Here is a 21,754-nt window from a genome sequence, read left to right as displayed (position 1 = left end):
CAGACGACGCTCAACATCACCACCAACGAGACTGAGCCGAATGGGTGACGGGCGGAGGGCGCTCAGGGCTTCAAGATCATCCCGTTGCCCCTTTGGCGCGTATCTCGGTCACACCCGGACGTACGGGCAGGGCTCGGCCTACCGGCCCGTCGGGGCGCTCCGCCGCGCGGCGGCCGGGATCCCGGCCGCCGGGGTCCCGGCGGACGGCAACGACGGCCGCGGGCTCACCGCTCGGGCCGGTTCACGCGGATCAGCGTCTGCTGCCCGTTGGCCACGAGTTTCCGCCGTCCGTCCTGGACGCCGAACACCTCGAGCAGGCACACCGTCAGCGTGCGTCCGGGCTTCAGGACGGTCCCGACCGCCTCGATGTGGTCGCCGGTGGCAGGCGCGAGGAGGTTGATCTTGTACTCGACGGTGAGCACCTCGGTGTCCTCGGGGAACAGCGTGAAGGCCGCGTACCCGCCGGCGGTGTCCGCGACGGCGCTCGTGGCGCCGGCGTGGAAGTAGCCGTGCTGCTGGGTCACCTCGGGGCGGCTCGGGAGCACGATGTGCACGCGACCGGGGCCGATGTGGGTTATGCGCGCACCGAGATGAGTCATCAACCCCTGGCGGTCGAAGCTCGTTCGGATGCGGTGTCGCACCTCGGGGCTCGCCTGGTCGTGCTCCTGCGGCGTCCGGTCTTCCACGTGTTCTCCTCCGACGGACATCACGGTCTGTGAACAGGGTGGTGCGGGGTCGTCAGCCGGCGAGCCGTTCCACCAGAAGGAACCCGCCGATGACGATCATCATGGCACCGGAGACGCGCGTGACGGCCCGGGCCGCGGAAGGCCGCGTCTTCAGAACGGTGCGGGCGAGGACGCCGACGACGAGGTAGACGACGGCGCAGGCCACCATGTGGAGCGTGCCGAACAGCCCGGTCTGCGCGGCGACCGGCCAGCCGCCCGCGGGGTCGATGAACTGCGGGAACAGCGAGAAGTACAGCAGCAGCGCCTTGGGATTGAGGCCACTGATCCCGGCCCCCTTGAGCATGATCCGCCCACGCGAGGAGGCCATGCTCTCCGTGGACGCCCCCAGCACCGCCGGCCGCGACAGCACACCCCAGCCCAGCCACATGAGATAGGCGGCCCCGGCCACGGTCAGCGCGGTGAGGACGGTCGCCGAACTCGCCACGATCACCACCAGACCCGCGACGGCGAGCACCGTGTAACCGGCGTATCCGGCTATCAGGCCGGCGACCGCGGGGACGACCGACCGGTCCCGCAGCCCGGCCGAGATCGCGTAGGCCCAGTCCGCGCCCGGGGTGAGGACCAGCAGCAGATCCACTGCCAGGAAAGCCGCCACAGTCGTCGTGTCCATCGATAGATCCCTCTCACGTTCCTTGGTGCAAGAGGGAAGGTTAGGCGTAATACGCCCGAAGGTGTTTCTGTTCTTACTCCATGATCGCGCTCTAAGGGGAAGAATATTCTTCACATAGGCTCTGCATCGGAAAATGCTTCCTGGATGACAGGTGGCTGTCACGGATGGAGGCGGGCCATGAAGTCCCCCGACGCGTCGCACGGTGCCCGGCTGACCACCCACGGCGCCGTCTCCACCTCTCTGGCCCGGTACGGTGATCGCGCCCTGCGCGACCTCGTGGACACCGCCGAGCCGCTCGGGTCCGGCATCGGCGGAACATCGGCGCTGCTGGAGATCGCCGGAACCCCGGTCTTCGTGAAGCGGGTGCCTCTCACCGACCTGGAGAGGCGCCCGGACGGCGTCCGGTCCACGGCGAACGTGTTCGGGCTGCCGGTCTTCTGCCAGTACGGCATCGGCGGTCCTGGCTTCGGGGCCTGGAGAGAGCTCGCCGTGCACACCATGACGACGAACTGGGTACGGGCAGGGGAGTCCGAGGGCTTCCCCCTGATGTACCACTGGCGGGTACTGCCGGACTCGACGCCCCTGCCCGAGGAACTGTCCGACGTTGAAAGGGCTGTTGCCTACTGGGGCGGCGGTTCGCCGGTACGCCGCCGGATCGAGGCCCTCCAGCACTCCTCGGCCGGTGTCACGCTGTTCCTCGAGTACATCCCGCAGAACCTGCACCAATGGCTGGGCCGGCAGATGGACATCGGCGGCGAGACCGCCGACCGGGCCTGCGCGATGGTGGAAAGGGAGCTGGACGCGGGAATCTCCTTCATGAACAGCCGCGAACTCCTGCACTTCGACGCCCACTTCGAGAACATCCTGACCGACGGACGGCGCCTGTTCTTCACGGACTACGGCCTTGCGCTCTCCTCCCGATTCGAACTGTCCCAGGAGGAGGCCGACTTCTTCGACCGGCATCAGAGCTACGACCGCTGTTACGCCGCCGCCTACCTGGTGAACTGGCTCGTCACCGCCTTGTACGGATACGGCAGAGACGACCGCGAGGCGCAGGTGCGCGCGTACGCCCAGGGCGAGCGCCCCACCGGAGCCCCGCGGGTGGCCGCGGCGATCCTCGCCCGTGACGCGCCGCTCACCGCGGTGATGGCGGACTTCTTCCGCAAGCTCCGGCACGAGAGCAGGCAGACCCCGTACCCGCTGGAGGAGATCCGCCGACTCGGCCGCGCGCACCTCTGAGACCCGGTCCGCGGGGCAACGCGGCCATCATGACGGGGAGCGACACGAGAAGCGCACCACGGAGGGCGAAGTGGACGGCGAGCAGGCGGCGGGCGTCGAAGCGGTCGGTGAGCCGGCCGGAGCCGATGGTGCCGGCGACGTTGAAGACGCCGATGAGGGCGAGCAGGCTGGACGCGATTGTGACGGCCATGCCGTGGTCGTGGGCGGCCGGGGTGAAATGGGTCCACATGATGCCGTTGGTGGTGGCGCCACAGATCGCGAAGGCGCCGGCGAGCAGCCAGAAGGGCGTGGTGCGCCCGGAGTCGCGGAGCACGGTGAGCGTGCGGCGGGCGACGCCGTTGACAGGGGGCGGCTTCGGAACGAAGACCGTGCTGCCGTACGGGCATCGGCCGATGTCGGCGGGGTGGTCGCGCAGGACCAGCCGGACGACGGGCGCGACGGCCAGCACGGCGAGCGCGAGAGTGACCAGGGCGGGGCGCCAGTCGTAGCGGCCGATGGTCCAGGACAGTGCGGGCAGGAACACCATCTGTCCGAAGACGCTGCCCGAGGAGAGGACGCCGGTGACATACGCCCTCGGCCCCCTGGGGAGTTGCTGACCTTGGAGGATTGGGCCCGGGAGGCGGCGATGAGCGTACGGACCCTCAGCCGGCGCTTCCTCCAGGAGACGGGAGCGACGCCGATGCGCTGGCCGGCCGAACAGCGGCTCCAGCACGCGCGGCTGCTGCCGGAGCGTACGGACGAGCCGGTGGACCGGATCGCCGCGGCAGCCGGTTTCGGCACCGGGACGGCGATGCGCCAGCACTTCAGGGAGGCGCTGGGGGTGTCGCCGCGTACGTACCGCAACACGTTCCGTGGAACGAACTGAGCGGCGGACACGCGCCACTTCCCCCCGGCACGGATGCCTCCCGTCGGGCCCTCCTCCGCGCTCCGGCCCGCCCCGCCGAGCCGGATCAGGTCTACCTCCCTGATGCGGGGGCACACGCATACCAACTGCCGAAGGAGTCGGTCATGCTGGGACAGCCGCGTACTGCTTGTCATCGCCTTCCTGACCCGCGCCGCCGACCTCGCGTCGAACGCCGTCCTCACGTCGATGAACGCCATGCTGCCGGGCCCGGCGCCGCCGGCCCCGCACAGGGCAGGCACCGGCAACGGACGCCGCCCCGACCGGCGGTGACCTGACCGCGACTCCGGCCGGACGGGCACTCGCACCCTCCGCACGGTGAGAGTGGACGAGCGCCCCGTCCGCCACGCGGCACCCTGACCCGAGGTGCGTCCTCCGAACGCCGCCGACGGGCCGATCCGGGCCCGCTCCGGTGCGGCAAGGACCCACACGACGACCGCGGTTCCGTCTCGGACGACCGCGTTGAAGGAGACATCATGATGACCTCGCTCACGACCCTGGCCGCCGACGCCTCCGCCGCCCCCGCGTGGTTACACGTGCTGGTGATGGCCGCGGCTGTGCTGATCCTCCTCTACAGCCTCTCGCGACACAGCAGTTGACCGAACCGTCGTCCCGCCCTTCCTCCGTAGGGCGCCTCCGGCCGAGGGTGGTCGTGGCACTCCCAGGGTGAGGGCACCCAGGTGAAGCGGTGCCTGGCAGGAGCCGCCGGATCACCCGAAGGTTGCGGCATGACCTTTTCTTCCGCATCGCCCTCGGCCGTATCCGCAAGCTCCGCCCCCGCCGCCGAACCCGGTCGTCCCCTCGCCGGGCGGGTGGCCGTGGTGACCGGGGCCACCAGTGGCATCGGCGCCGCCACCGCCCGGAAGCTGGCCCTCGGCGGCGCCAATGTCGCCCTGATGGGCCGCCGCGAGGACAGGCTCACGGAACTGGCCGAGGAGCTGCGTCCGGCCGCTTCCGGCGAGATCCTCACCGTGGCCGTGGATCTCGCCCGAACCCGGTCCTTCGCCGAGGCAGCGGCGTCCGTACGGTCCCGGCTCGGCCGGGTCGACCTGGTCGTGGCCAACGCCGGCGCGATGCTGGGCGCGCCGTTCGAGACCGCCGACACCGCCGAGTGGGACCGCATGCTCGACGTCAACCTGCGCGGACTGCTCCACACCGGCCGCGCCTTCGTCGACGACCTGCTCACCGCGGCGGAGCACGGCCCGGCCGACCTCGTGCACATCGGTTCCGTCGGCGGCCACAGCCTCTACCCCAACTGGTCCGTCTACTGCGCCACCAAGGCCGCGGTCGCCCACCTCACCCGCAATCTGCGAGCCGAGCTCGGACCGCGCAAGGTACGGGTGCACACCATCGAACCCGGCGTGACGGCGACCGAGCTGGGGGACGACATGCTCAACGAGGACATGCGTGCCGCCCTGGCGCAGATGCGCACCGGCCCGCGCCCTCTGTCCGCCGAGGACATCGCCGAGTCTGTCGCCTTCACCGTCACGGCGCCGGTCCATGTGAACATCGCCGAGATGATCGTGGTCCCTGTGCACCACGGCTGACCCCTGTGCACCTCGGCCGACACGGGTGACGCACCCCCTCTCGCGTCGAAACATTTCGCCGCCAAGTCCGAATGATGCGAGGGGTATTGACGCTCCCGCTGGGGCTTCTATCATCCAGGCTGTCCGAAGCGCCGGTAGCTGTCCGATACTTCGAACGTGCGGCTCTCGAACCGCGCGCGATCATGTCGAAACCTTTCGCGCCCTGGCGAGGAGGAGCGACCGGCATGTCAGGGCGCGAACAAGCGCACAGGAGGAGAACCATGAATCCCCCCACCCGACGCGGCAGGCGCCGCGCCTCGATGTTGGGCCTGCTGACGGTCTCCGCGCTGCTGGCGACCGGGGTCGCCGCCGCACCCGCCGCCGAGTCCGCACCGGTCCGGGCGAGCACCCTGGGCGCCCAGGCGGCCCAGTCCGGACGGTACTTCGGGACCGCCGTGGCGGCCGGTAAACTGGGCGACGGGACGTACGCGACGATCCTGGACCGCGAGTTCAACTCGGTCACGCCCGAGAACGAGATGAAGTGGGACACCGTCGAGCGGTCCCGCGGCTCGTTCAACTTCGCTCCCGCGGACCAGATCGTCAACCGCGCCTCGGCGCGCGGCCAGCGCGTACGGGGCCACACCCTGGTCTGGCACTCCCAACTGCCCAGTTGGGTCAGCTCTCTCACGGACGCGAACACCCTGCGCGGCGTGATGAACAACCACATCACCACGGTGATGAACCACTACAAGGGCAAGGTCCAGACCTGGGACGTGGTCAACGAGGCATTCGCCGACGGCGGCAGCGGTCAGCACCGCCCCTCGGTGTTCCAGAACCTGCTCGGCGACGGCTTCGTCGAGCAAGCCTTCCGCACCGCGCGGACCGCCGATCCGGCGGCCAAGCTCTGCTACAACGACTACAACATCGAGAACTGGAGCGACGCCAAGACCCAGGGCGTGTACCGCATGGTGCGCGACTTCACGGCGCGCGGCGTGCCCATCGACTGTGTCGGCTTCCAGGCACACTTCGGCACCGGCGGCCCGCCGTCGAACTTCCGGACGACGCTGGCGAACTTCGCCGCCCTCGGTGTGGACGTACAGATCACCGAACTCGACATCGCCCAGGCGCCGGCGGCCGCGTACACGAACACCGTCCAGGCATGCCTGAACGTCCCACGGTGCACCGGGATCACCGTGTGGGGCATCAGGGACAGCGACTCCTGGCGCAGCGGGGAGAACCCGCTGCTGTTCGACCGTAACGGCAACAAGAAGGCGGCCTACCAGGCGACGCTGACCGGCCTCGGCGGCAGCGCGGTCACGGCGGCACGCACCACGAGTACACGCCCGGCCTCCTCCGCATCGGCCCTGCCCGGCAGTTTCTCCTGGAGCTCCAGCGGCGCGCTGATCGCCCCGAAGCCGGACTCGACCCACAACATCGCCGGGATCAAGGACCCGTCGGTCGTCCACTACAACGGCAAGTACCACGTGTTCGCCAGCACCGCGAGCGCCTCCGGCTACAACCTGGTGTACCTGAGCTTCAGCGACTGGTCCCAGGCGGGTTCGGCCACCCACCACTACCTGGACCGCGGCGCGATCGGAACCGGATACCGGGCCGCGCCACAGGTGTTCTACTACGCCCCGCAAGGGCTGTGGTACCTCGTGTACCAGACCGGGAACGCTTCCTTCTCCACCAACCCGGACATCAGCGATCCGAACGGCTGGAGCGCGCCCCGCAACTTCTACGCCTCGATGCCCGACATCATCAGGCAGAACATCGGCAACGGCTACTGGGTCGACATGTGGGTGATCTGCGACAGCGCCACCTGCTATCTGTTCTCCTCCGACGACAACGGGCACCTGTACCGCTCGCAGACGAGCGTGTCCCAGTTCCCGAACGGGTTCACCAACACCGTCATCGCGGCCCAGGACGCCAACAAGTACGCCCTGTTCGAAGCCGCCAACGTCTACAAGGTGCAGGGCGGCAACCAGTATCTGCTGCTGGTGGAGGCGATCGGATCGGACGGCCGGCGCTACTTCCGGTCCTGGACCGCCACCGGTCTCGGCGGTTCGTGGACGGCGCTGGCCGCCTCGGAGGGCAATCCCTTCGCCCGGGCGAACAACGTCACCTTCCCGGCCGGGTCCTGGACCAGGGACGTGAGTCACGGCGAGATGATCCGGGCGGGCTACGACCAGACGCTGACGATCCCCGCCTGCAAGCTGCAGTACGTGTACCAGGGCCTGGACCCCGGCGCGAGCGGCGACTACAACACACTGCCGTGGCGGCTCGGCCTGCTCACCCAGACCAACTCGGCCTGCTGACCGCCCGGAACCGCGGGGCTCCGGGCCGCCGGGCCTCTCCGCGGGGGAAGGGAAGTGCCGCGATGCCCGGTCGGGGGCTACCCTTCGGTAGTGACGCAGCACCCCATGTCGAACGAGCGGCGGCCCGCGAACCACGGGCCGAAGGCCGCTGCCCGCAACCGGGCCGCTCTGGTCACCGCTGCCCGGGAGATCTACGCGGAGCACGGTCTGGACGCTCCGCTCTCCGCGATCGCGCGTCGGGCCGGGGTCGGGCAGGGCGTCCTGTACCGGCATTTCCCTGACCGGGCCGCCGTGGCGACCGCGGTTCTGGAGGAGAACGTGCGGCAGGTCGAGAAGGCGGCCGCGACCGAGGACCTGGCCTTCACCGGAGTCCTCGGTGTGCTGACCTGGCATCTGACGGAGTCGGCGGCCTTCATCGGCCTGTTGCACGCCGACGTGGACCGCCGCTCCGACGTCCGCGCGTACGCTCTGGCCCTGTCCGAGCGGGTCGAGCAGGCCCTGCGGGCACGCCTGCCGGAAGGTCATCGGCTGGGGGCGGCGCACGATCTCATGCTGGCCGTCGCCATGGTCTCCGGCGCCGTCACCGGCCCCACGCGCGAGGAGCGGGAACACCGGGCGCTGGCGGCCTGGCGGCTGCTCGACGTCGCGGTGGGACCGGTGCGGCCGTTCGAGGGGTGAGCGGCGGAGCGGGGTCAGCCGCCGTTGGACTGCCGGATGCCCTTCGCCAGCGCGTCGAAGGTGTACAGGTACCCTCCGGCGGGCCCGCTGACGGTCATGTACGCCGTGGTCCCGCCGGGCGTGATCGCCACGTTCGTCGCCGACTCCAGCCCTTCGGCGCGGGCGGGCACCTCGACCGTCGCCAGGTGCTCACCGTGCTGGTTGTACACGGCCATCGCGGGCCGGCCGTGCAGTGCCTGGTAGAGGTTGCCGTCCGCGTCCACGGCGATCGAGTCGGTCTGGGCGATCCCGCCGTCGACGCGGATGGCGGTGTGCCGGGAAGCCACTGCTCCCTTTCCGTCGAGGCGGAGGTAGGAGATCCGGTTCTCGGTGAGCTCGCTGAACCACAGCCCCCGGTAGTCCACGTCGAACGAGATACCGTTCGTCGCGGCCAGGTTCTCGGCCAGGACGGTGGCCTTCTTGCCGTCGCGGTCGATCCGCACCACGCGGCCGTGCGCCTCTCCCTCGGACAGGCCGCGTGTGTCGCTGATGTACAGGTTGCCCTCCTGGTCGAAGGCGATGTCGTCGGGGTTCATCTGCGCTCCGTCGACCTTGCCGGAGAAGAAGGTCCGCGGATCGCCGCCGCCCGGGGCCAGGCTCACGACCTCGCCGTAGGCGTAATCGGTCAGATAGAGCCGTCCGTCGTACGGGCTGAACTGCGCCGAGGTGTAGGCCCCCCGGTCGTCGGTGTGGACCGCCCGCGACGTCTTCTTCTTGACGTCGACACGTATCACCTTCGGGTCACCGGCGGGTGCGGTGACATCGACGACGAACAGGCCACCGTCCTTGCCGAAGGTCGGGCCCTCCAGCAGGGTCATGCCGGTCTCTTCGTGCACCTTCGTGAGCTGCATGACCTTCTGCGCGCGGATGGTCTTGCCCGTGGCCGTGGAGGAGGCCGCCGTATCGCCGGGGCCGCCCGTGTCCGTACCGCATCCGGTGAGCGCCAGCATGCCGACCGAGGCGAGCACGGCGAGGGATCGGATCGGGAGTCGTCGCATGGGGGGAATCACTCTTCCTGTCCGCTGTGTACGGGTGCCGCCGACAGGGGGCTCGCGTACGTCCGCCCGGGGCGCGGACGTGCTCGTTTCCCGAGTGCCGCGGTGCACCCGCGATCCAACCGGACATCGTTGTCCGGTAGTTGCTACCGTAGCGGAAGACCGCTCGTCCTGGGCGGCCGCACGACAGCAGACCCACAGGATCGAGGCCCCCACATGACACCCCCTCAAGCGCCGACGCCCGACGAACTCGCCGCACTGAGGCAGCGTTACGAACGCGAACGCGAGCGACGGGTACGGCCCGACGGCGCAAGCCAGTACCAGGCCACCGACGCGGAGTTCGGCTACTACGCCGCCGATCCGTACGTGGGGGACGTGGCCGAGCGCGAGCCGATGCACGACACGGTCGACGTGGCCGTGGTCGGTGGCGGGTTCGGCGGCATCCTCGCCGGGGCCCGGATGCGGCAGCAGGGCCTGGAGCGCGTCCGGATCGTCGAGCAGGGCGGCGACTTCGGGGGCACCTGGTACTGGAACCGGTACCCGGGCATCCACTGCGACATCGAGTCGCACGTCTATCTGCCGATGCTCGACGAGACCGGATACGTGCCGGAGTGGAAGTACGCTCCCGGCGAGGAGATCCGCCGCCACGCGGTGCGGGTCGCGCAGAAGTTCGACCTCTACCCGGACGCCCTGTTCTCCACCGCGGTCACCTCGCTGACCTGGGACGAGGCGTCCGAGACATGGCTCGTGGCCACCGACCGGGGCGACGCGTTCCGGGCCACGTACGTCGTCACCGCCACCGGCACCCTTTCCGAGCCGAAGCTTCCCGGGATACCCGGCATCGAGGACTTCAAGGGCCACACCTTCCACACGTCGCGGTGGGACTACGCCTACACGGGCGGCACCGCGGACGGCGGCCTGACCGGCCTCTCACAGAAGCGGGTGGGCATCGTCGGCACCGGCGCCACCGGCATCCAGGTCATTCCGATGCTGGCCGAGGACGCCGAGCACGTCTACGTCTTCCAGCGCACCCCCTCCACCGTGGACGTCCGCGCCAACTGCCGCACCACCGCCGGTGACGTGGGCGCCGACCACGACGGCTGGGCGCGTGAACGCCGTGAGAACTATCTCCGCATCGTCTCCGGCGAGGGCGCCGACAAGGATCTCGTGGCGGACCGCTGGACCATGTCGGCCGGTCTCCTGGAGAAGCTCCTGCCGAGCTTCCGCCGCCAAGGCGACCGGAAAGCCTTCGAGGTCGCCTACGAGGCCGCCGACGCCACCAAGATGAACGAGCTGCGCGCCCGCGTCGAGGAGACCGTCAACGACCCGGACACGGCGGAGAAGCTCAAACCCTGGTACCGGTACGCCTGCAAGCGCCCCACCTTCTCCGACAAGTACTACCCGGCGTTCAACCGCGGCAACGTCACCCTGGTCGACACCGCGGACACCCACGGCATCGAACGCATCACCGAGCAGGGCGTCGTGGTCGGGGACACCACGTACGAACTCGACTGCCTGATCTTCGCCACCGGTTTCTCCGTCGGGACCTCCGGCGTCCTGTCCGGCAAGCTCCCCGTCCACGGCAGGGACGGCACCCAACTGCTGCACGCCTGGGCGCGACAGGGCCCGCGCAGCCTGCACGGCTTCACCGGCAACGGCTTCCCGAACCTGATCCACATGGGCTCCCTGCAGAACGCCAGCAGCGTCAACTTCACGCACATCCTGGACGAGCAGGCCGTCCACGCCGCCGCCCTCGTCGCCGCCGCCCACGCCAAGGACGCCCTCATCGAACCGCCCCGCGAAGCCGAGGACGCCTGGATCGCCGTCCTGGCCGAGGACGCCCCCGACCACGAGTGGTTCCACGCCGAATGCACCCCGGGCTACTACAACCGCGAGGGCCGCGGCCGGCCGAACGGCCCGAGCGCCTACCCCCACGGCGCGTTCGCCTTCCACGAACTCCTGAAGCGATGGCGTGAGGAGTCCATGGACGAGATCCTCCGCACCAGGACCGCCCAGCAGCTCTAGGACGCGCACGGAAGCGCCCCGCCCCGGCCCGGCAGCGCCGGTCGCCCATGCCCTGGACCGTGCGGGGCCTGGGCGACCGTGTGGTGCTCCGGTGCCGAGAAGGACCATCGGGACGGCGGCCCATGCCGTCGAAGGCACGGAGAGTGGTCGGTGACCCTTCCCTCACCCGCCCTGGCCCCGCCGCGCGGGACCGAGGACGGGTGGGTTCTGGTCATCCCCGGAGGAGCCGATGTCGCCGTCCTTCCACTCGGGGTCGTAGGCGCAGGGCACGCTGGCGCCGCCGGTGAAGTACTCCCGGTCCGCGTACCAGGTGAAGGACATCCGCTCGGCCCCGTCGTCCCGCTGGACGAACAGGTCCCAGTTGCCCTTGGTGCCGTCACGGTAGGACGAGACCGTCCAGCCGTTGTCCTTGAGGTGCTGGTGCAGCCGGCGCAGGCCGGAGACGGCCTGACTCGCGGGCACGTGGTCCAGCGCCCAACTGTGACTCATCTGGTAGGCGCCGTCGACGGTCTTGTCCTCCAGTCCCAGCAGGCCCCCGTCGTAGCAGGAGCCGGAGCTGAACGTGTTCTCCGTGCTGACGCCGATGTCCTCGACCCCCGGCTCCACGGTGCGCGTGAAGCCCAGGACGTCGTACGCCTCCTGCGAGCGTTGGAAGGCGCGGCTCGCCATGTTCTCGGGCGTGACACGGGGAAAGTCCGTCGACCCCGATGATCCCCATACGAGCGGGACGACCAGAGCGAGTACGGCGACCAACGCGACGCAGCTACATCCGATGGCCCTGAGGGCCGAGGCGGCGGGAGCGGACTCGGTCGTGGCGGGGGTGATGCTGGTCGGTGCGGTCTCTGCGGGCATACGGGGACGCTATGTCAGCGGGGGAGCGCGGCGGATGGGCACGGATACCCGGCAAGGAGTGGGTACGCGTACTCAGTCGACCTGCGCGAGGAGCGGACGGCGCTCGGCCGGGCCGGTCAGGGCGCGGGGACGGGGCCGCCGGGCCGGAACCGCTCCACCCCGACGATGTGCCGCACCTTGACCGCGCGCACGATCACCGCGACCCGCTGCTCACCCGGCATGATCCACTCGAACCGTTCGCCGCCCAGGTACTTCCGGGCCAGCCGGTCCATCCGGTCGTGCGCCTCCTGGCCGTCGATGAAGCGGGCCACCTCACCACTGATCTGCACGCGGTCGAAGGGATCGACGGCGTCCGCGTGCGAGAGATAGACGCGGGGGTCGCGGCGCAGGTTCTCCTCCTTCACCCGGCCCGTCGAGGTGTTGAACGTCAGCTCACCCTCCCCCTCCAGATCCACCCACATCGGACTGACCTGCGGCGCTCCGTCGGCGAACACGGTACCGACGTACCAGATGTTGGGGGCTTGCAGCCGGGCACGGACGGCTTCGTCGAAAATCGCAGTCATTCCCGGAGGCTATCAACCATGATCGGCGGGACGAATCGGGGGGAAGCCGTGGATTCCGCATCAGGTTCATGACCCGGTCGGTGGCCGGAGACATCCCTCCCCCGACCTGCTCCTGCCGGTCGCCGGCCTCGGCCAGGAGCCGGGGTTCGCCCCCTGCCGGACGGTGAACCCCCGCCTCCGTTACCCCGCCTCCATTACCTCGCACGTAATCGACGCCACCCGCTTCGCTCGGCACCCTTGCGGTAGCTGAACTCGGGCGACGCACTCCGTCCGAGTTCAGCCCCTCGACCAGCCCGCACGACCTCGACGGAGGCTGATTCGCCATGTCCGCAACCCTGCTCGCCGGCATCTCCCGCACCACCGAGCCGCAGACGATGCTGCGCCGGTTCCTCGCTCTCGACGCCCTCGTCACCGGTGTCAACGGACTGGCGTACGTCACGGCGTCCGGGCCGCTCGGTCGGCTGCTCGGGGTCGACGACACCGTCCTGCTCGGACTGGGCGTATTCCTCGCGCTGTTCGCGGCCGGAGTCGGTGGTCTCGCCACCCGCCGGCAGCCGCCGCGACTGCCCGTGAAGGCCGTCGTCGACGCGAATCTGCTGTGGGCCGTCCTCAGTATTGCCGCGCTTGCGCTCTGGTTCGAACCGGCCACCGCCGGCGCCGTCTGGATCCCGGTGCAGGCGCTGACCGTCGCCGGTTTCGCCCTCCTTCAGTGGTCCGCGCTGCGCCGGACCTGAGACCGGCCACGGCAGGACAGCACGGAGTCTCCCCGCTCGGGCCCCGCCCTGGGCCGACGGACCCGATGGGCGGGGTCACCTCCTACGGGTGCGACGACAACGACGTCCGTTGTACGGAGAACTCGTTGCCGTCAGGGTCGAGCATCAGCACCCGGGCGCCGTCGCCCCCGCCGATGTCGGCGCGCGTCGCGCCGAGCGAGATCAGACGGTCGACCTCCGCCTCCCCGTCGGACCCGGCGGGGAGCGCCAGCTCGAAGTACAGCCTGTTCGTTCCCGTCTTCGGAGCCACGGGAGGACCACCCCACGTGATCTTCGTACCGCCGTCCGGTGATTGGACGGCGGTCTCCTCGTCCTGGTCCCACACCAGCGGCCACCGCAGCGCCTCGCTCCAGAAGTAGCCGACCTCCTGCGTACCGTCGCAGGCCAGCGCTCCGATGAAGCCGGTGTCGGCGAGGAACTTGTTGCCCGCCTCGATGACGCAGAACTCGTTGCCGTCCGGATCGGCGAGCACCACATGCCCCTCTTCCGGAAGTTGGCCCACATCGAGGTGTTGCCCGCCGAGTTCCAGCGCCCTGGCCACCGTCTGCCGCTGGTCCTCCGGGGAGGTGCTCGTCAGGTCGAAGTGCGCCCGGTTCTGGCCGGTCTTCGGCTCCTGGCCCGGCAGGAAACGAATGCGGAACCCGGCGGAATCAGGGGGCAGGATCGCGACGTCGTCGTCCGGACCGTCGGCCCGTTCCCAGCCCAGGAGCCCGGACCAGAACCGCGCCAGGTCCGACGGCCGGGTCGCATGGAAGCAGATCGCGAACAGTTGACTGGTCATACCTCGTGCATCTCCGATCCACTGACGGTCGACAGGGCGCCCCGCCCTCCCCGCGGGCGCAGCCTAGGGGTGGCCGTACGGCACCCGCATCCGAGTTTCCGGCGCGGGCGAGCGCGAGGTGGCCGCATCGCGGAGTCTTGGAAGTCCGCCGAACAATTTCGCGAGGGGATGTCGAGAACCCGCGCGCGGCTCCGTCCCAGGTGCGAACACAGCCACAATGGGCCGTACACAACGGGCCGTGCCGCATCCAAGGAGACCATGATGGCCAAATACCTGCTGCTCAAGCACTACCGGGGCGCGCCGGCACCGGTCAACGACGTGCCGATGGACCAGTGGGAGCCGGAGGAGGTCTCGGCTCATATGCAGTACATGCGTGACTTCGCCGCTCGGCTGGAGAGCACCGGCGAGTTCGTCGACGGCCAGGCGCTCTCCCCGGAGGGCACGTTTGTCCGCTACGACGGCGAGGGGCGGCCGCCGGTCACCGACGGGCCGTTCGCGGAGACCAAGGACCTGATCGCCGGCTGGATGGTGATCGACGTCGAGACCTACGAGCGCGCGCTCGAACTGGCCGGTGAGCTGTCCGCGGCTCCGGGCGCGGGCGGGAAGCCGATCCACGAGTGGCTAGAGGTGCGCCCGTTCTACGGCGAGCAGCCCACGGCCACCGAGTGAACGAGTCGCGGCTCCGCGAGCTGGTGCCCGCGGTGATCGGTGTGCTCGTCCGTCGCGGAGCGGACTTCGCGGCGGCCGAGGACGCCGTGCAGGACGCCCTGGTCGAGGCCGTGCGCGCGTGGCCGGACGACTCCTCCCCGAGCTCTCGGCTTCGCCCGAGCAGCGGAGACCCCCTTCGGGACCCCAAGGGCTGGCTGGTCACGGTGGCCTGGCGCAAGTTCCTCGACGCCGTACGCGCCGACACCTCCCGGCGGCGGCGGGAGGAGCTGGTCGAGGCCGAGCCCACGCCCGGCCCGGGCGAGGCGGTGGACGACACGCTTCACCTGTACTTTCTGTGCGCACACCCGTCCCTGACCCCGGCCTCGGCCGTGGCGCTCACACTGCGCGCGGTCGGCGGTCTGACCACACGGCAGATCGCGCGGGCCTACCTCGTGCCGGAGGCGACCATGGCCCAGCGGATCAGCAGGGCCAAGCGGACCGTCTCCGGCGTCCGGTTCGACCAGCCCGGCGACGTCGACACGGTGCTGCGCGTGCTCTACCTGGTCTTCAACGAGGGCTACTCCGGCGACATCGACCTCGCCGCCGAGGCGATCCGGCTCACTCGCCAACTGGCGGCCGGGACCGACCACGAGGAGGCCGCCGGCCTGCTGGCGCTCATGCTGCTCCACCACGCGCGGCGCCCGGCCCGGACCGGCCCCGACGGCAGGCTCGTGCCGCTCGCCGAGCAGGACCGCGGTCTGTGGAACACCCGGCTGATCACCGAGGGTGTCGCGATCCTCCAGACCGCCCTCGCCCGCGACCGCCTGGGCGAATTCCAGGCCCAGGCGGCCATCGCCGCGCTCCACGTCGACGCCCGGACGGTCGAGGAGACCGACTGGGTGCAGATCGTCGAGTGGTACGACGAACTGGTGCGGCTCACCGACAGTCCGGTGGCCCGCCTCAACCGCGCCGTCGCTGTGGGTGAGGCCGACGGTCCGCGGGCCGGCCTGGCCGTCCTGGCGGGGCTCGACCCCTCCCTGCCACGGCACACCGCCGTGGCGGCGTACCTGCACGAGCGTGACGGTGATCCGGTGACCGCGGCACGGCTCTACGCCGAAGCCGCCCGATCAGCGCCGAACATCCCCGAACGCGACCACCTCACGCGACAGGCCGCCCGGCTCAACGCGCGGATGCGCGGGTGAGCGGCGAACCCGTCGGTGGCGACGCCCAGCGGGCCGCGCGCCGGGCATCGCCCCCAACGGCGCGCGGACGGACGGCGCGAGGTCAGGGCATGGTGAGGACCGGCTTGACGACCTGGCCGGTGGCGGCAGCCGTGGCGGCCTCCTCGATCGCGGCCAGGGGGAACTCCCGGACGATCCGGTCCACCGGCAGCCGCCCGGCCCGGTACAGGTCGATCAGGGCGGGGATGAACCGGCGCGGCACCGCCGCCCCCTGATTCACCCCCACGATCCGGGGGCCGCGGTCGAGCATCCGGGGCACGTCGAAGTGCGCCTCCGCCCCGGCCGGGGGCGCCCCGACCACCCCGCACACCCCGCCGACCGCCAGACCGTCCACGGCCTGGCGCAGCACCTCCGGGCGGCCGCTGGTCTCCAGCGCGCACTGCACGCCGGCGCCGCCGGTCAGCCTGGCGATCACCTCGGCCGGGTCCTCGGCGCCGGGATCGACCACGTGTGTGGCACCCAGCTCGCGGGCCAGTTCCCGCCGCGCCGCCCGGGGGTCGATCGCGACGACCCGGGTGGCCGCGGTCAGCCGCGCCGCCATCACGGCGGACAGCCCCACGGAGCCGGCGCCGAACACGGCGAGCGCGTCCCCCGGGGCGGGGCGCAGCACGTGGAGCACCGCGCCCGCCCCGGTCTGCACCCCGCAGCCCAGGGGCGCGACGATCCGGGGCGGTACGTCGGCGGGGACCCGTACGACACCGCGCTCGCCGGTCAGCGCGAGCGTCGCGAACGACGACTGGCCGAAGAAGTGGCCGTGGAGAGCGGACCGGGCGTGCCGGCCGGTGCCCCGCAAGGTCGGGCTGCCGTCCGGACGGCTGCCCCCGGACAGGTTGAGCCGGAACCAGTGAGCGCACCGCACCGGCTGCCCGCTGTGGCAGGCCAGGCACTCCCCGCAGGACGCGAAGCTGATCGCGACCGTGTCGCCGGGGGCCACCGAGGTGACGGCCGACCCCACGGCCTCGACGGTGCCCGCACCCTCGTGTCCCAGCACGGCGGGCAGCGGGAAGGGAGTGGCCCCGGCGCGTACGCTCAGGTCGGTGTGGCAGATACCGGCGGCGCGCATGCGTACCAGCACCTCGCGGGGGCGGGGCGGGTCGACGGCGATCTCCTCCAGGGTGAAGCCGTCGCCTTCGGCGCGGACCACGGCGGCTGTGGCGATGGGCATGGGTGACTCCTCAAGGGCGGCCCCGGACTGCGGGGCCGGACGGTGAACGGCCGTCAGGGCAGCACCGCGCCACGGCGTGCCGTGCGCAGGGCCTGGGCGGCGATGGTCAGGGTCGGGTTGACGGCGGCGGAGGACGGGAAGAACCCGCCGTCGACGACGTACAGGTTGCGCACCTGGTGGCTTCGGCAGAGCGGATCCAGCACCGAGCGGGCCTCGTCGGTCCCGAAGACGGTCGTCCCGCACTGATGGCCGGTGGCCTCCACGCCCATCCGCTCGGCGAGGACCAGCGGATATCCGGCGCGGCGCATCATCCGGGCCGCGGCGCGGGTCAGACGCCGGTGTGCGTCGGTGTTGGTGGGCCGCCAGTGCAGTGTGATCGTCCCGCCGGATCCGAGGACCACCCGGTTGCGCGGTGTCGGCAGGTCCTCGGACATGACCCACCACTCCACACTGCGGGCGGTGGCGGCGGCCAGCAGCCGACGCGGTGTCCGGGGGCGGGCGGCGGCCACCGCGGCGGTGGGCAGCCTGCCCATGAGCTGGAGGTTGCCCAGCGGGCGCGGTGTGTGGTCGCCCGGCTGGTAGAAGTCGTTCACCCCCAGCGTCTTCTGGAAGACGACGGGGTTGCGGCGGAGCGGGTCGATCGCGGTCAGCACGGTGTTGTTGTGCATCATCAGGTTGCGTCCGACCAGACCACTGCCGTTGGCCAGCCCGTCCGGATGCGCGGAGCTGTGCGAGCGCAGCAGGAGCGCGGCGGAGTTGACGGCGCCGCAGGAGACGACGACGGTGCCGGCGTGGATGGTGACCTTGCGCCCGTCCCGTTCCGCCTCGACCGAGGTGACCCTGGTCCCGGCCGGATCGGTGCGCAGCCGGGACACGTACGTGCCGGTCAGCAGCCGCACGGTGGGCTCGCGCAGCGCCGGACGCAGCGCCCGGGTCTCCGCGTCGCTCTTCGCGCTGACCCGGCACGGGAAGCCGTCGCAGGTGCCGCAGCGCACACACGCGCCGCCGTCCGTCAGGTCGATGCCCAGCTCCAGCGGGTAGGGGTGGAGCCCCTGCGCGCGCAGCCGCTCCGCCAGCTCGCCGATCCGCGGTTCGTGCGGTACGGGTGCGAAGGGGTACGGGCCGGAGCGCGGCGCGGCGGTGGGGTCGGCCCCCGCCCGGCCGTGCACCCGGTACAGGCGCTCGGCCTCGGCGTAGAAGGGGTCCAACTGGGCGTGGCCGTAGGGCCAGGCGGGGGAGGGGCCGTCCGGGTGCCGGGTCTCCTCGAAGTCGCTCGCCCGCATCCGGGGCAGGGCCGCGCCGTACACCTTGGTGGTCCCGCCGACGTAGTAGTGGGTGCTCGGTGTGAAGCCGGTGCCGTCGGCGGTCCGCCAGGTCTCGGCGTTCTTGTACCGCCCCTCGGCCATGACGGCCTGTGGTGACCAGTTGTCCGCCTCGCGAGGCAGGAAGCCGCCGCGTTCGACGACCAGGACGCGGGCGCCGGTGCCGGCGAGCGCCCAGGCCAGGGTGGAGCCGCCCGCGCCCGAGCCGATGACGGCCACGTCGGTGTCGTACCGGTCCTGATGGCGCCGGACCACGGGCGGGGTGCCGGGGCCGAAGATGTCGCCGGTCATGCGGTGCCTCCTGATGCGCCGGGGGAGGGCTGGAAGAGCCGGACCGCCGTGTCGTCCTGGTAGGGCACGTGCTCCGGGCCCTGGACGAGTTCCAGGTGGAGGCCCCACGGGGTGGTGAGGTAGACCCAGCGGGTGCCGGCGATGGGTCCCTCCTTCACGGTCTGCGGCTCGCCGCGCATCCGGACCCCCGGATACCCGAGCAGATGGGCGGCCGAGGCGTCGAAGTCCTCGGTCCACAGGGCGAGGTGATGTCCGCCCCAGTCGCTGTTGCGTGGCATGCGGCGCCGTCGGCCGGGGCCCGTGTACTGGAACAGCTCCACGTTGGTGACCGGTCCGAGCCGCAGCATGGCGATGTGTGCGGTGGCCCGGCGGTCGACGCCGAGTTGGCGGGCCATCCAGTCGCCGTCCGGGTCGGCTATCGGGCCGGTGCGGTAGGCGAGCCGGGCGCCGAGGACGCCGGTGAAGAAGGCGACGGCCTGGTCGAGGTCGGGCACCGTGTAGGCGACGTGGTGCACGGCGGTGGCGCCGGGCACCCACAGCCGGTTCTCCGGGGAATCGAGGCGGTTCATGAGAGGTGCTCCTCAGTGGTGTCGGGGACGCGGCGCGGCAGTCGCCGGGCCACGGCGTCGGGGGTGAGGGTCAGGCAGAGCAGTTCGGCGCCCCGGGGGCCGGCCTTCGGGCGTACGTCCTCGCCGCGCGCGGCGACCAGCAGGCCGCGCTCGCCGAGCGTCGTCCGAGGGCGCGGCCCGGTGCCGGGGGCCGGGTCCGGCCCGTCCGGGTCGAGGGTGAGGGAGCCGCTCAGCACGTACCACACGGCCTCGGTGCCGTCGCGGCCCATCAGGTCGAAGTGGGCGTCGGGGCTGAGGCGCAGGTGGTCCACGGCCTCGCATTCGCTGTGCAGCATGCCCCGCCGGGCCAGGCAGCGGACGCGGACGCGCTCGCTGCCCGGGCCGAGCAGCACGGCGGGTCGGGCGAGGGACACGGTGATCATTCGTGGTCTCCTTCCGGTACGTCCAGGACGGCGTGGAAGTACTCCAGCCCCTGGATCCCGGCGCGGAGGCTGACCTGGCTGCCCAGCGGCAGGGTCAGGGACCGGCCCGGAGCGAGCGGGACCGTGGTCTCCTCCGCGCGGGCGGTGCCACCGCCCGCCGTGACGAAGACGGTGTGTTCGACGCCCTCGGCGTGCAGGTGCGTCACGTCGGCCGGCAGCAGCCGGGCGAGGCGTACGGTGCGCAGCGGGCCGGTGAGCACGGTGGAGGCGTCCACCGGCCCGTTGGCGTACAGATCGGGGATGACAGCGCTGTTCGGGGCCTTCACGGTGGGGTCCTTCCGCTGGTCGGCAGGGGCGGGGAGTTCGATGACGAGCCAGGCCAGCGGCTCGTCGCCGGTGTTGCGCAGGCCATGCCGGGTACCGAGCCCGGTGAGGACGGTGTCGGCGGTGCCTACGGCGTACGGGCGGCCGTCGAGGGTGATCTCACCGCGGCCGGAGACGACGAAGTACAGCTCCTCGGTGCGGGTGTGCCGGTGCTCCCCGCTGACGCCTCCCGGCGGCAGCCAGGCCCACTCCACGGCCTCCCAGGCGCCGTGCAGTCCGGTGCGGCGGCTCAGGCACGCCCACCGCGAGTGCCCTCCGGCGGCGTGCACCCCGTGGACGTCGGCCGGCGCGTGGACGTCCGCGCTGATGACGGCGTTACGCATGGCGGACCTCCCGGGCGGTGTCGCGCCGCCGCTGGTGCTCGTGCAGGAGCTGGGCGGCGCTGGTGATCTCGGATGCTGTGAGGTTGTTGACGAAGACGGCGTCGCCGATGCCGACGGGCAGCGGCAGCCGCTGGCTGCCGTCGCGGTGGCGCACCGTGTCGGCCAGCGCGTCGGCGAGCACGTCCGGTTCGCACAGCGGGTGCCAGACCGGCAGCCGCAGCCGGCTCATCAGGTTGAGGACCTGGTCGCGTCTGCTGGCGTCGGTCAGCCCGCGCTGCCAGGCGACGACCGTGGTCAGGGCCATGTCCAGGCTGACGGCCTCACCGTGGAGGAGGGCGGGCAGGGCCCGCATCTCCAGCGTGGGGCTGAAGGAGTGGCCGTAGTCGACGACCCGCTCCAACTCGTGCTCCCACAGGTTGGGCTGGAGTTCCTGGAGCATGCCGTGAACGGCTCGGGCGAGCACCTCGTCGCCCGGGGCGTCGCCCTGGGCCGTACGGGCGAAGCGCTCGACGATCAGCCGCTCGCCGTGCTGATCGAGCAGGTCGAACAGGCGCCGGTCCTTGATCAGCCCGATCTTGAGGATCTCCGCCATGCCGTTGCTCAGGTGCCGGCGGCCGAGCGTACCGAGGAACGACGGGTCCAGCAGGGTGGCGTCGGCCGGGTGGTAGGTGCCCAACCGGTTCTTGTGCGGCCCGAAGTTGACCCCGGTCTTGGCGCCGACCCCGGCGTCGACCAGCCCGATCAGGGTGGTGGGCACCCGGACGTAAGGGGTCGAGCGGCGGTAGAGGCTGCAGGCCAGCCCCACGATGTCGAGCAGTACCCCGCCGCCGACGGCGATCACGGGCTCACATCGGCGGGCGATGCCGAAGTGGTCCATCGCGCCCGCGACGCGGAAGACCGACTCCATCGTCTTGAGCCGCTCGTGGGCGGGCAGTACGTACATCGTGTGGTCGATCCGGTTCGCGTCGGCGTAGGCGCGGATCCGGTCCCCGTACAGCTCGTACACCCTGGCCTCGACGACCAGCAGCCGGCGTGTCCGGGCGCCTCCCGTGGTGGAACGGGCTCCCGTCGTGGCGCCGGCCGAGACGAGCGCCGGGTTGTCCGGGTCCAGCACGCGGGGCGCGAACGAGACCTGATAGCTGATCGGCTTGGTGGTGCTGACGGTCCACGCCCGGACCGGATCGCCGGAGGTGAAGAGTCCGGCCGGTGCGGGGATGGTTTCCTGGTGGTTGCGCATGTGGGGCTCCTGGAAGTCGTCCGGATCGATGGGGGATTGGCGCGTTCCGGGGCCGAAGCGGTCCGGCCGCGCACGTGTTCCAGCCTGTCCAAAGGGGCGGGCGAGG

The 21,754-nt window shown here is 71.2% G+C and carries 22 protein-coding genes and 1 pseudogene; 10 read left to right on the top strand and 13 right to left on the bottom strand.

The features are described from left to right. Window positions 1-224: 224 nt before the first annotated feature. Window positions 225-599, bottom strand: a complete 375-nt coding sequence (locus ACIO3P_RS00360) for a PaaI family thioesterase (RefSeq protein WP_401795297.1) — start codon at window positions 597-599, stop codon at window positions 225-227. Between the two features lie 139 nt (window positions 600-738). After that, complete coding sequence (locus tag ACIO3P_RS00355; RefSeq protein WP_329824000.1) at window positions 739-1,356, bottom strand: LysE family translocator; 618 nt, start codon at window positions 1,354-1,356, stop codon at window positions 739-741. A 177-nt stretch (window positions 1,357-1,533) separates the two neighbouring features. Between ACIO3P_RS00355 and ACIO3P_RS00350 the strand changes: the two genes are divergently transcribed. Then, window positions 1,534-2,595, top strand: a complete 1,062-nt coding sequence (locus ACIO3P_RS00350; protein WP_401849587.1) for a protein kinase family protein — start codon at window positions 1,534-1,536, stop codon at window positions 2,593-2,595. A 4-nt stretch (window positions 2,596-2,599) separates the two neighbouring features. Here ACIO3P_RS00350 and ACIO3P_RS00345 read toward each other — a convergent pair. Then, a pseudogene (locus ACIO3P_RS00345) lies at window positions 2,600-3,169 on the bottom strand (MFS transporter); the annotation flags it as partial. Window positions 3,170-3,184: 15 nt separating this feature from the next. Between ACIO3P_RS00345 and ACIO3P_RS00340 the strand changes: the two are divergent. The 5 genes from ACIO3P_RS00340 to ACIO3P_RS00320 all read left to right on the top strand — a co-directional run bounded on the left by ACIO3P_RS00340 (window position 3,185) and on the right by ACIO3P_RS00320 (window position 8,018). Then, window positions 3,185-3,460 carry a helix-turn-helix domain-containing protein gene (locus ACIO3P_RS00340; protein WP_401849584.1) on the top strand — a complete coding sequence of 92 codons (276 nt, stop codon included), beginning with the start codon at window positions 3,185-3,187 and terminating at the stop codon, window positions 3,458-3,460. Between the two features lie 512 nt (window positions 3,461-3,972). After that, window positions 3,973-4,095, top strand: a complete 123-nt coding sequence (locus ACIO3P_RS00335) for a hypothetical protein (protein ID WP_329824003.1) — start codon at window positions 3,973-3,975, stop codon at window positions 4,093-4,095. A 129-nt stretch (window positions 4,096-4,224) separates the two neighbouring features. Next, window positions 4,225-5,043: an SDR family oxidoreductase gene (locus ACIO3P_RS00330; protein WP_329824004.1), complete on the top strand. Its 819-nt coding sequence runs from the start codon at window positions 4,225-4,227 to the stop codon at window positions 5,041-5,043. A gap of 260 nt (window positions 5,044-5,303) precedes the next feature. Beyond that, complete coding sequence (locus ACIO3P_RS00325; protein ID WP_401849583.1) at window positions 5,304-7,340, top strand: non-reducing end alpha-L-arabinofuranosidase family hydrolase; 2,037 nt, start codon at window positions 5,304-5,306, stop codon at window positions 7,338-7,340. Window positions 7,341-7,430: 90 nt separating this feature from the next. Beyond that, window positions 7,431-8,018, top strand: coding sequence for a helix-turn-helix domain-containing protein (locus ACIO3P_RS00320; RefSeq protein WP_329824006.1), 588 nt, complete (start codon window positions 7,431-7,433; stop codon window positions 8,016-8,018). A 14-nt stretch (window positions 8,019-8,032) separates the two neighbouring features. Here ACIO3P_RS00320 and ACIO3P_RS00315 read toward each other — a convergent pair whose 3' ends face one another. Next, complete coding sequence (locus ACIO3P_RS00315) at window positions 8,033-9,055, bottom strand: SMP-30/gluconolactonase/LRE family protein (protein WP_329824007.1); 1,023 nt, start codon at window positions 9,053-9,055, stop codon at window positions 8,033-8,035. A gap of 213 nt (window positions 9,056-9,268) precedes the next feature. Here ACIO3P_RS00315 and ACIO3P_RS00310 point away from each other — a divergent pair, with 213 nt between their 5' ends. Then, window positions 9,269-11,077 carry an NAD(P)/FAD-dependent oxidoreductase gene (locus tag ACIO3P_RS00310; RefSeq protein WP_329824008.1) on the top strand — a complete coding sequence of 603 codons (1,809 nt, stop codon included), beginning with the start codon at window positions 9,269-9,271 and terminating at the stop codon, window positions 11,075-11,077. A gap of 162 nt (window positions 11,078-11,239) precedes the next feature. On the opposite strand, the gene ACIO3P_RS00305 is transcribed toward ACIO3P_RS00310, so the two are convergent. After that, complete coding sequence (locus ACIO3P_RS00305; RefSeq protein WP_401849581.1) at window positions 11,240-11,929, bottom strand: hypothetical protein; 690 nt, start codon at window positions 11,927-11,929, stop codon at window positions 11,240-11,242. A gap of 116 nt (window positions 11,930-12,045) precedes the next feature. Further along, entirely contained in the window at window positions 12,046-12,492 is a 447-nt protein-coding gene (locus tag ACIO3P_RS00300) for a TIGR03618 family F420-dependent PPOX class oxidoreductase (RefSeq protein ID WP_329824010.1), read from the bottom strand. A 323-nt stretch (window positions 12,493-12,815) separates the two neighbouring features. Between ACIO3P_RS00300 and ACIO3P_RS00295 the strand changes: the two genes are divergently transcribed. Next, a complete protein-coding gene (locus tag ACIO3P_RS00295; protein ID WP_401849580.1) occupies window positions 12,816-13,226 on the top strand; it encodes a hypothetical protein in 411 nt (136 codons plus the stop codon). Between the two features lie 82 nt (window positions 13,227-13,308). Here the strand turns inward: ACIO3P_RS00295 and ACIO3P_RS00290 are convergent, their stop codons facing one another. Continuing rightward, on the bottom strand, window positions 13,309-14,046 hold the full coding sequence (locus tag ACIO3P_RS00290; protein ID WP_401849578.1) for a VOC family protein: 738 nt from the start codon (window positions 14,044-14,046) through the stop codon (window positions 13,309-13,311). A gap of 261 nt (window positions 14,047-14,307) precedes the next feature. On the opposite strand from ACIO3P_RS00290, the gene ACIO3P_RS00285 reads away from it, so the two are divergent. Both ACIO3P_RS00285 and ACIO3P_RS00280 read left to right on the top strand, forming a co-directional pair. Then, window positions 14,308-14,715: a YciI family protein gene (locus tag ACIO3P_RS00285; protein ID WP_329824075.1), complete on the top strand. Its 408-nt coding sequence runs from the start codon at window positions 14,308-14,310 to the stop codon at window positions 14,713-14,715. Further along, complete coding sequence (locus tag ACIO3P_RS00280; protein ID WP_329824013.1) at window positions 14,712-15,896, top strand: DUF6596 domain-containing protein; 1,185 nt, start codon at window positions 14,712-14,714, stop codon at window positions 15,894-15,896. Before ACIO3P_RS00285 ends, ACIO3P_RS00280 begins: the two co-directional genes overlap by 4 nt. Window positions 15,897-15,978: 82 nt before the next feature. On the opposite strand, the gene ACIO3P_RS00275 is transcribed toward ACIO3P_RS00280, so the two are convergent. From ACIO3P_RS00275 to ACIO3P_RS00250, 6 genes are read right to left on the bottom strand one after another with little or no spacing between them, the layout of a single operon-like run. Further along, the gene (locus ACIO3P_RS00275; RefSeq protein WP_329824014.1) at window positions 15,979-17,100 is read right to left on the bottom strand and encodes an NAD(P)-dependent alcohol dehydrogenase; all 1,122 of its coding nucleotides are present in this window, start codon (window positions 17,098-17,100) and stop codon (window positions 15,979-15,981) included. 53 nt (window positions 17,101-17,153) lie between these two features. Further along, the gene (locus ACIO3P_RS00270) at window positions 17,154-18,713 is read right to left on the bottom strand and encodes a GMC family oxidoreductase (protein WP_329824015.1); all 1,560 of its coding nucleotides are present in this window, start codon (window positions 18,711-18,713) and stop codon (window positions 17,154-17,156) included. Beyond that, the gene (locus tag ACIO3P_RS00265; protein ID WP_401849576.1) at window positions 18,710-19,282 is read right to left on the bottom strand and encodes a VOC family protein; all 573 of its coding nucleotides are present in this window, start codon (window positions 19,280-19,282) and stop codon (window positions 18,710-18,712) included. The genes ACIO3P_RS00270 and ACIO3P_RS00265 overlap by 4 nt, the downstream gene beginning before the upstream one ends. Then, window positions 19,279-19,704: a hypothetical protein gene (locus ACIO3P_RS00260; protein ID WP_401795034.1), complete on the bottom strand. Its 426-nt coding sequence runs from the start codon at window positions 19,702-19,704 to the stop codon at window positions 19,279-19,281. Before ACIO3P_RS00260 ends, ACIO3P_RS00265 begins: the two co-directional genes overlap by 4 nt. Further along, window positions 19,701-20,411 (bottom strand): cupin domain-containing protein, encoded by a 711-nt coding sequence (locus ACIO3P_RS00255; RefSeq protein ID WP_401795037.1) that lies wholly within the window; start codon window positions 20,409-20,411, stop codon window positions 19,701-19,703. The genes ACIO3P_RS00260 and ACIO3P_RS00255 overlap by 4 nt, the downstream gene beginning before the upstream one ends. Beyond that, window positions 20,404-21,648 (bottom strand): sedoheptulose 7-phosphate cyclase, encoded by a 1,245-nt coding sequence (locus tag ACIO3P_RS00250; protein WP_401849574.1) that lies wholly within the window; start codon window positions 21,646-21,648, stop codon window positions 20,404-20,406. The genes ACIO3P_RS00255 and ACIO3P_RS00250 overlap by 8 nt, the downstream gene beginning before the upstream one ends. Window positions 21,649-21,754 lie beyond the last annotated feature (106 nt).

The sequence above is a fragment of the Streptomyces sp. NPDC087310 genome (genome assembly GCF_044744405.1).
Classification (GTDB): domain Bacteria; phylum Actinomycetota; class Actinomycetes; order Streptomycetales; family Streptomycetaceae; genus Streptomyces.
The sequence above is the reverse complement of the archived record's forward strand: the minus strand, read 5'-3'. Positions and strand labels throughout refer to the sequence as shown.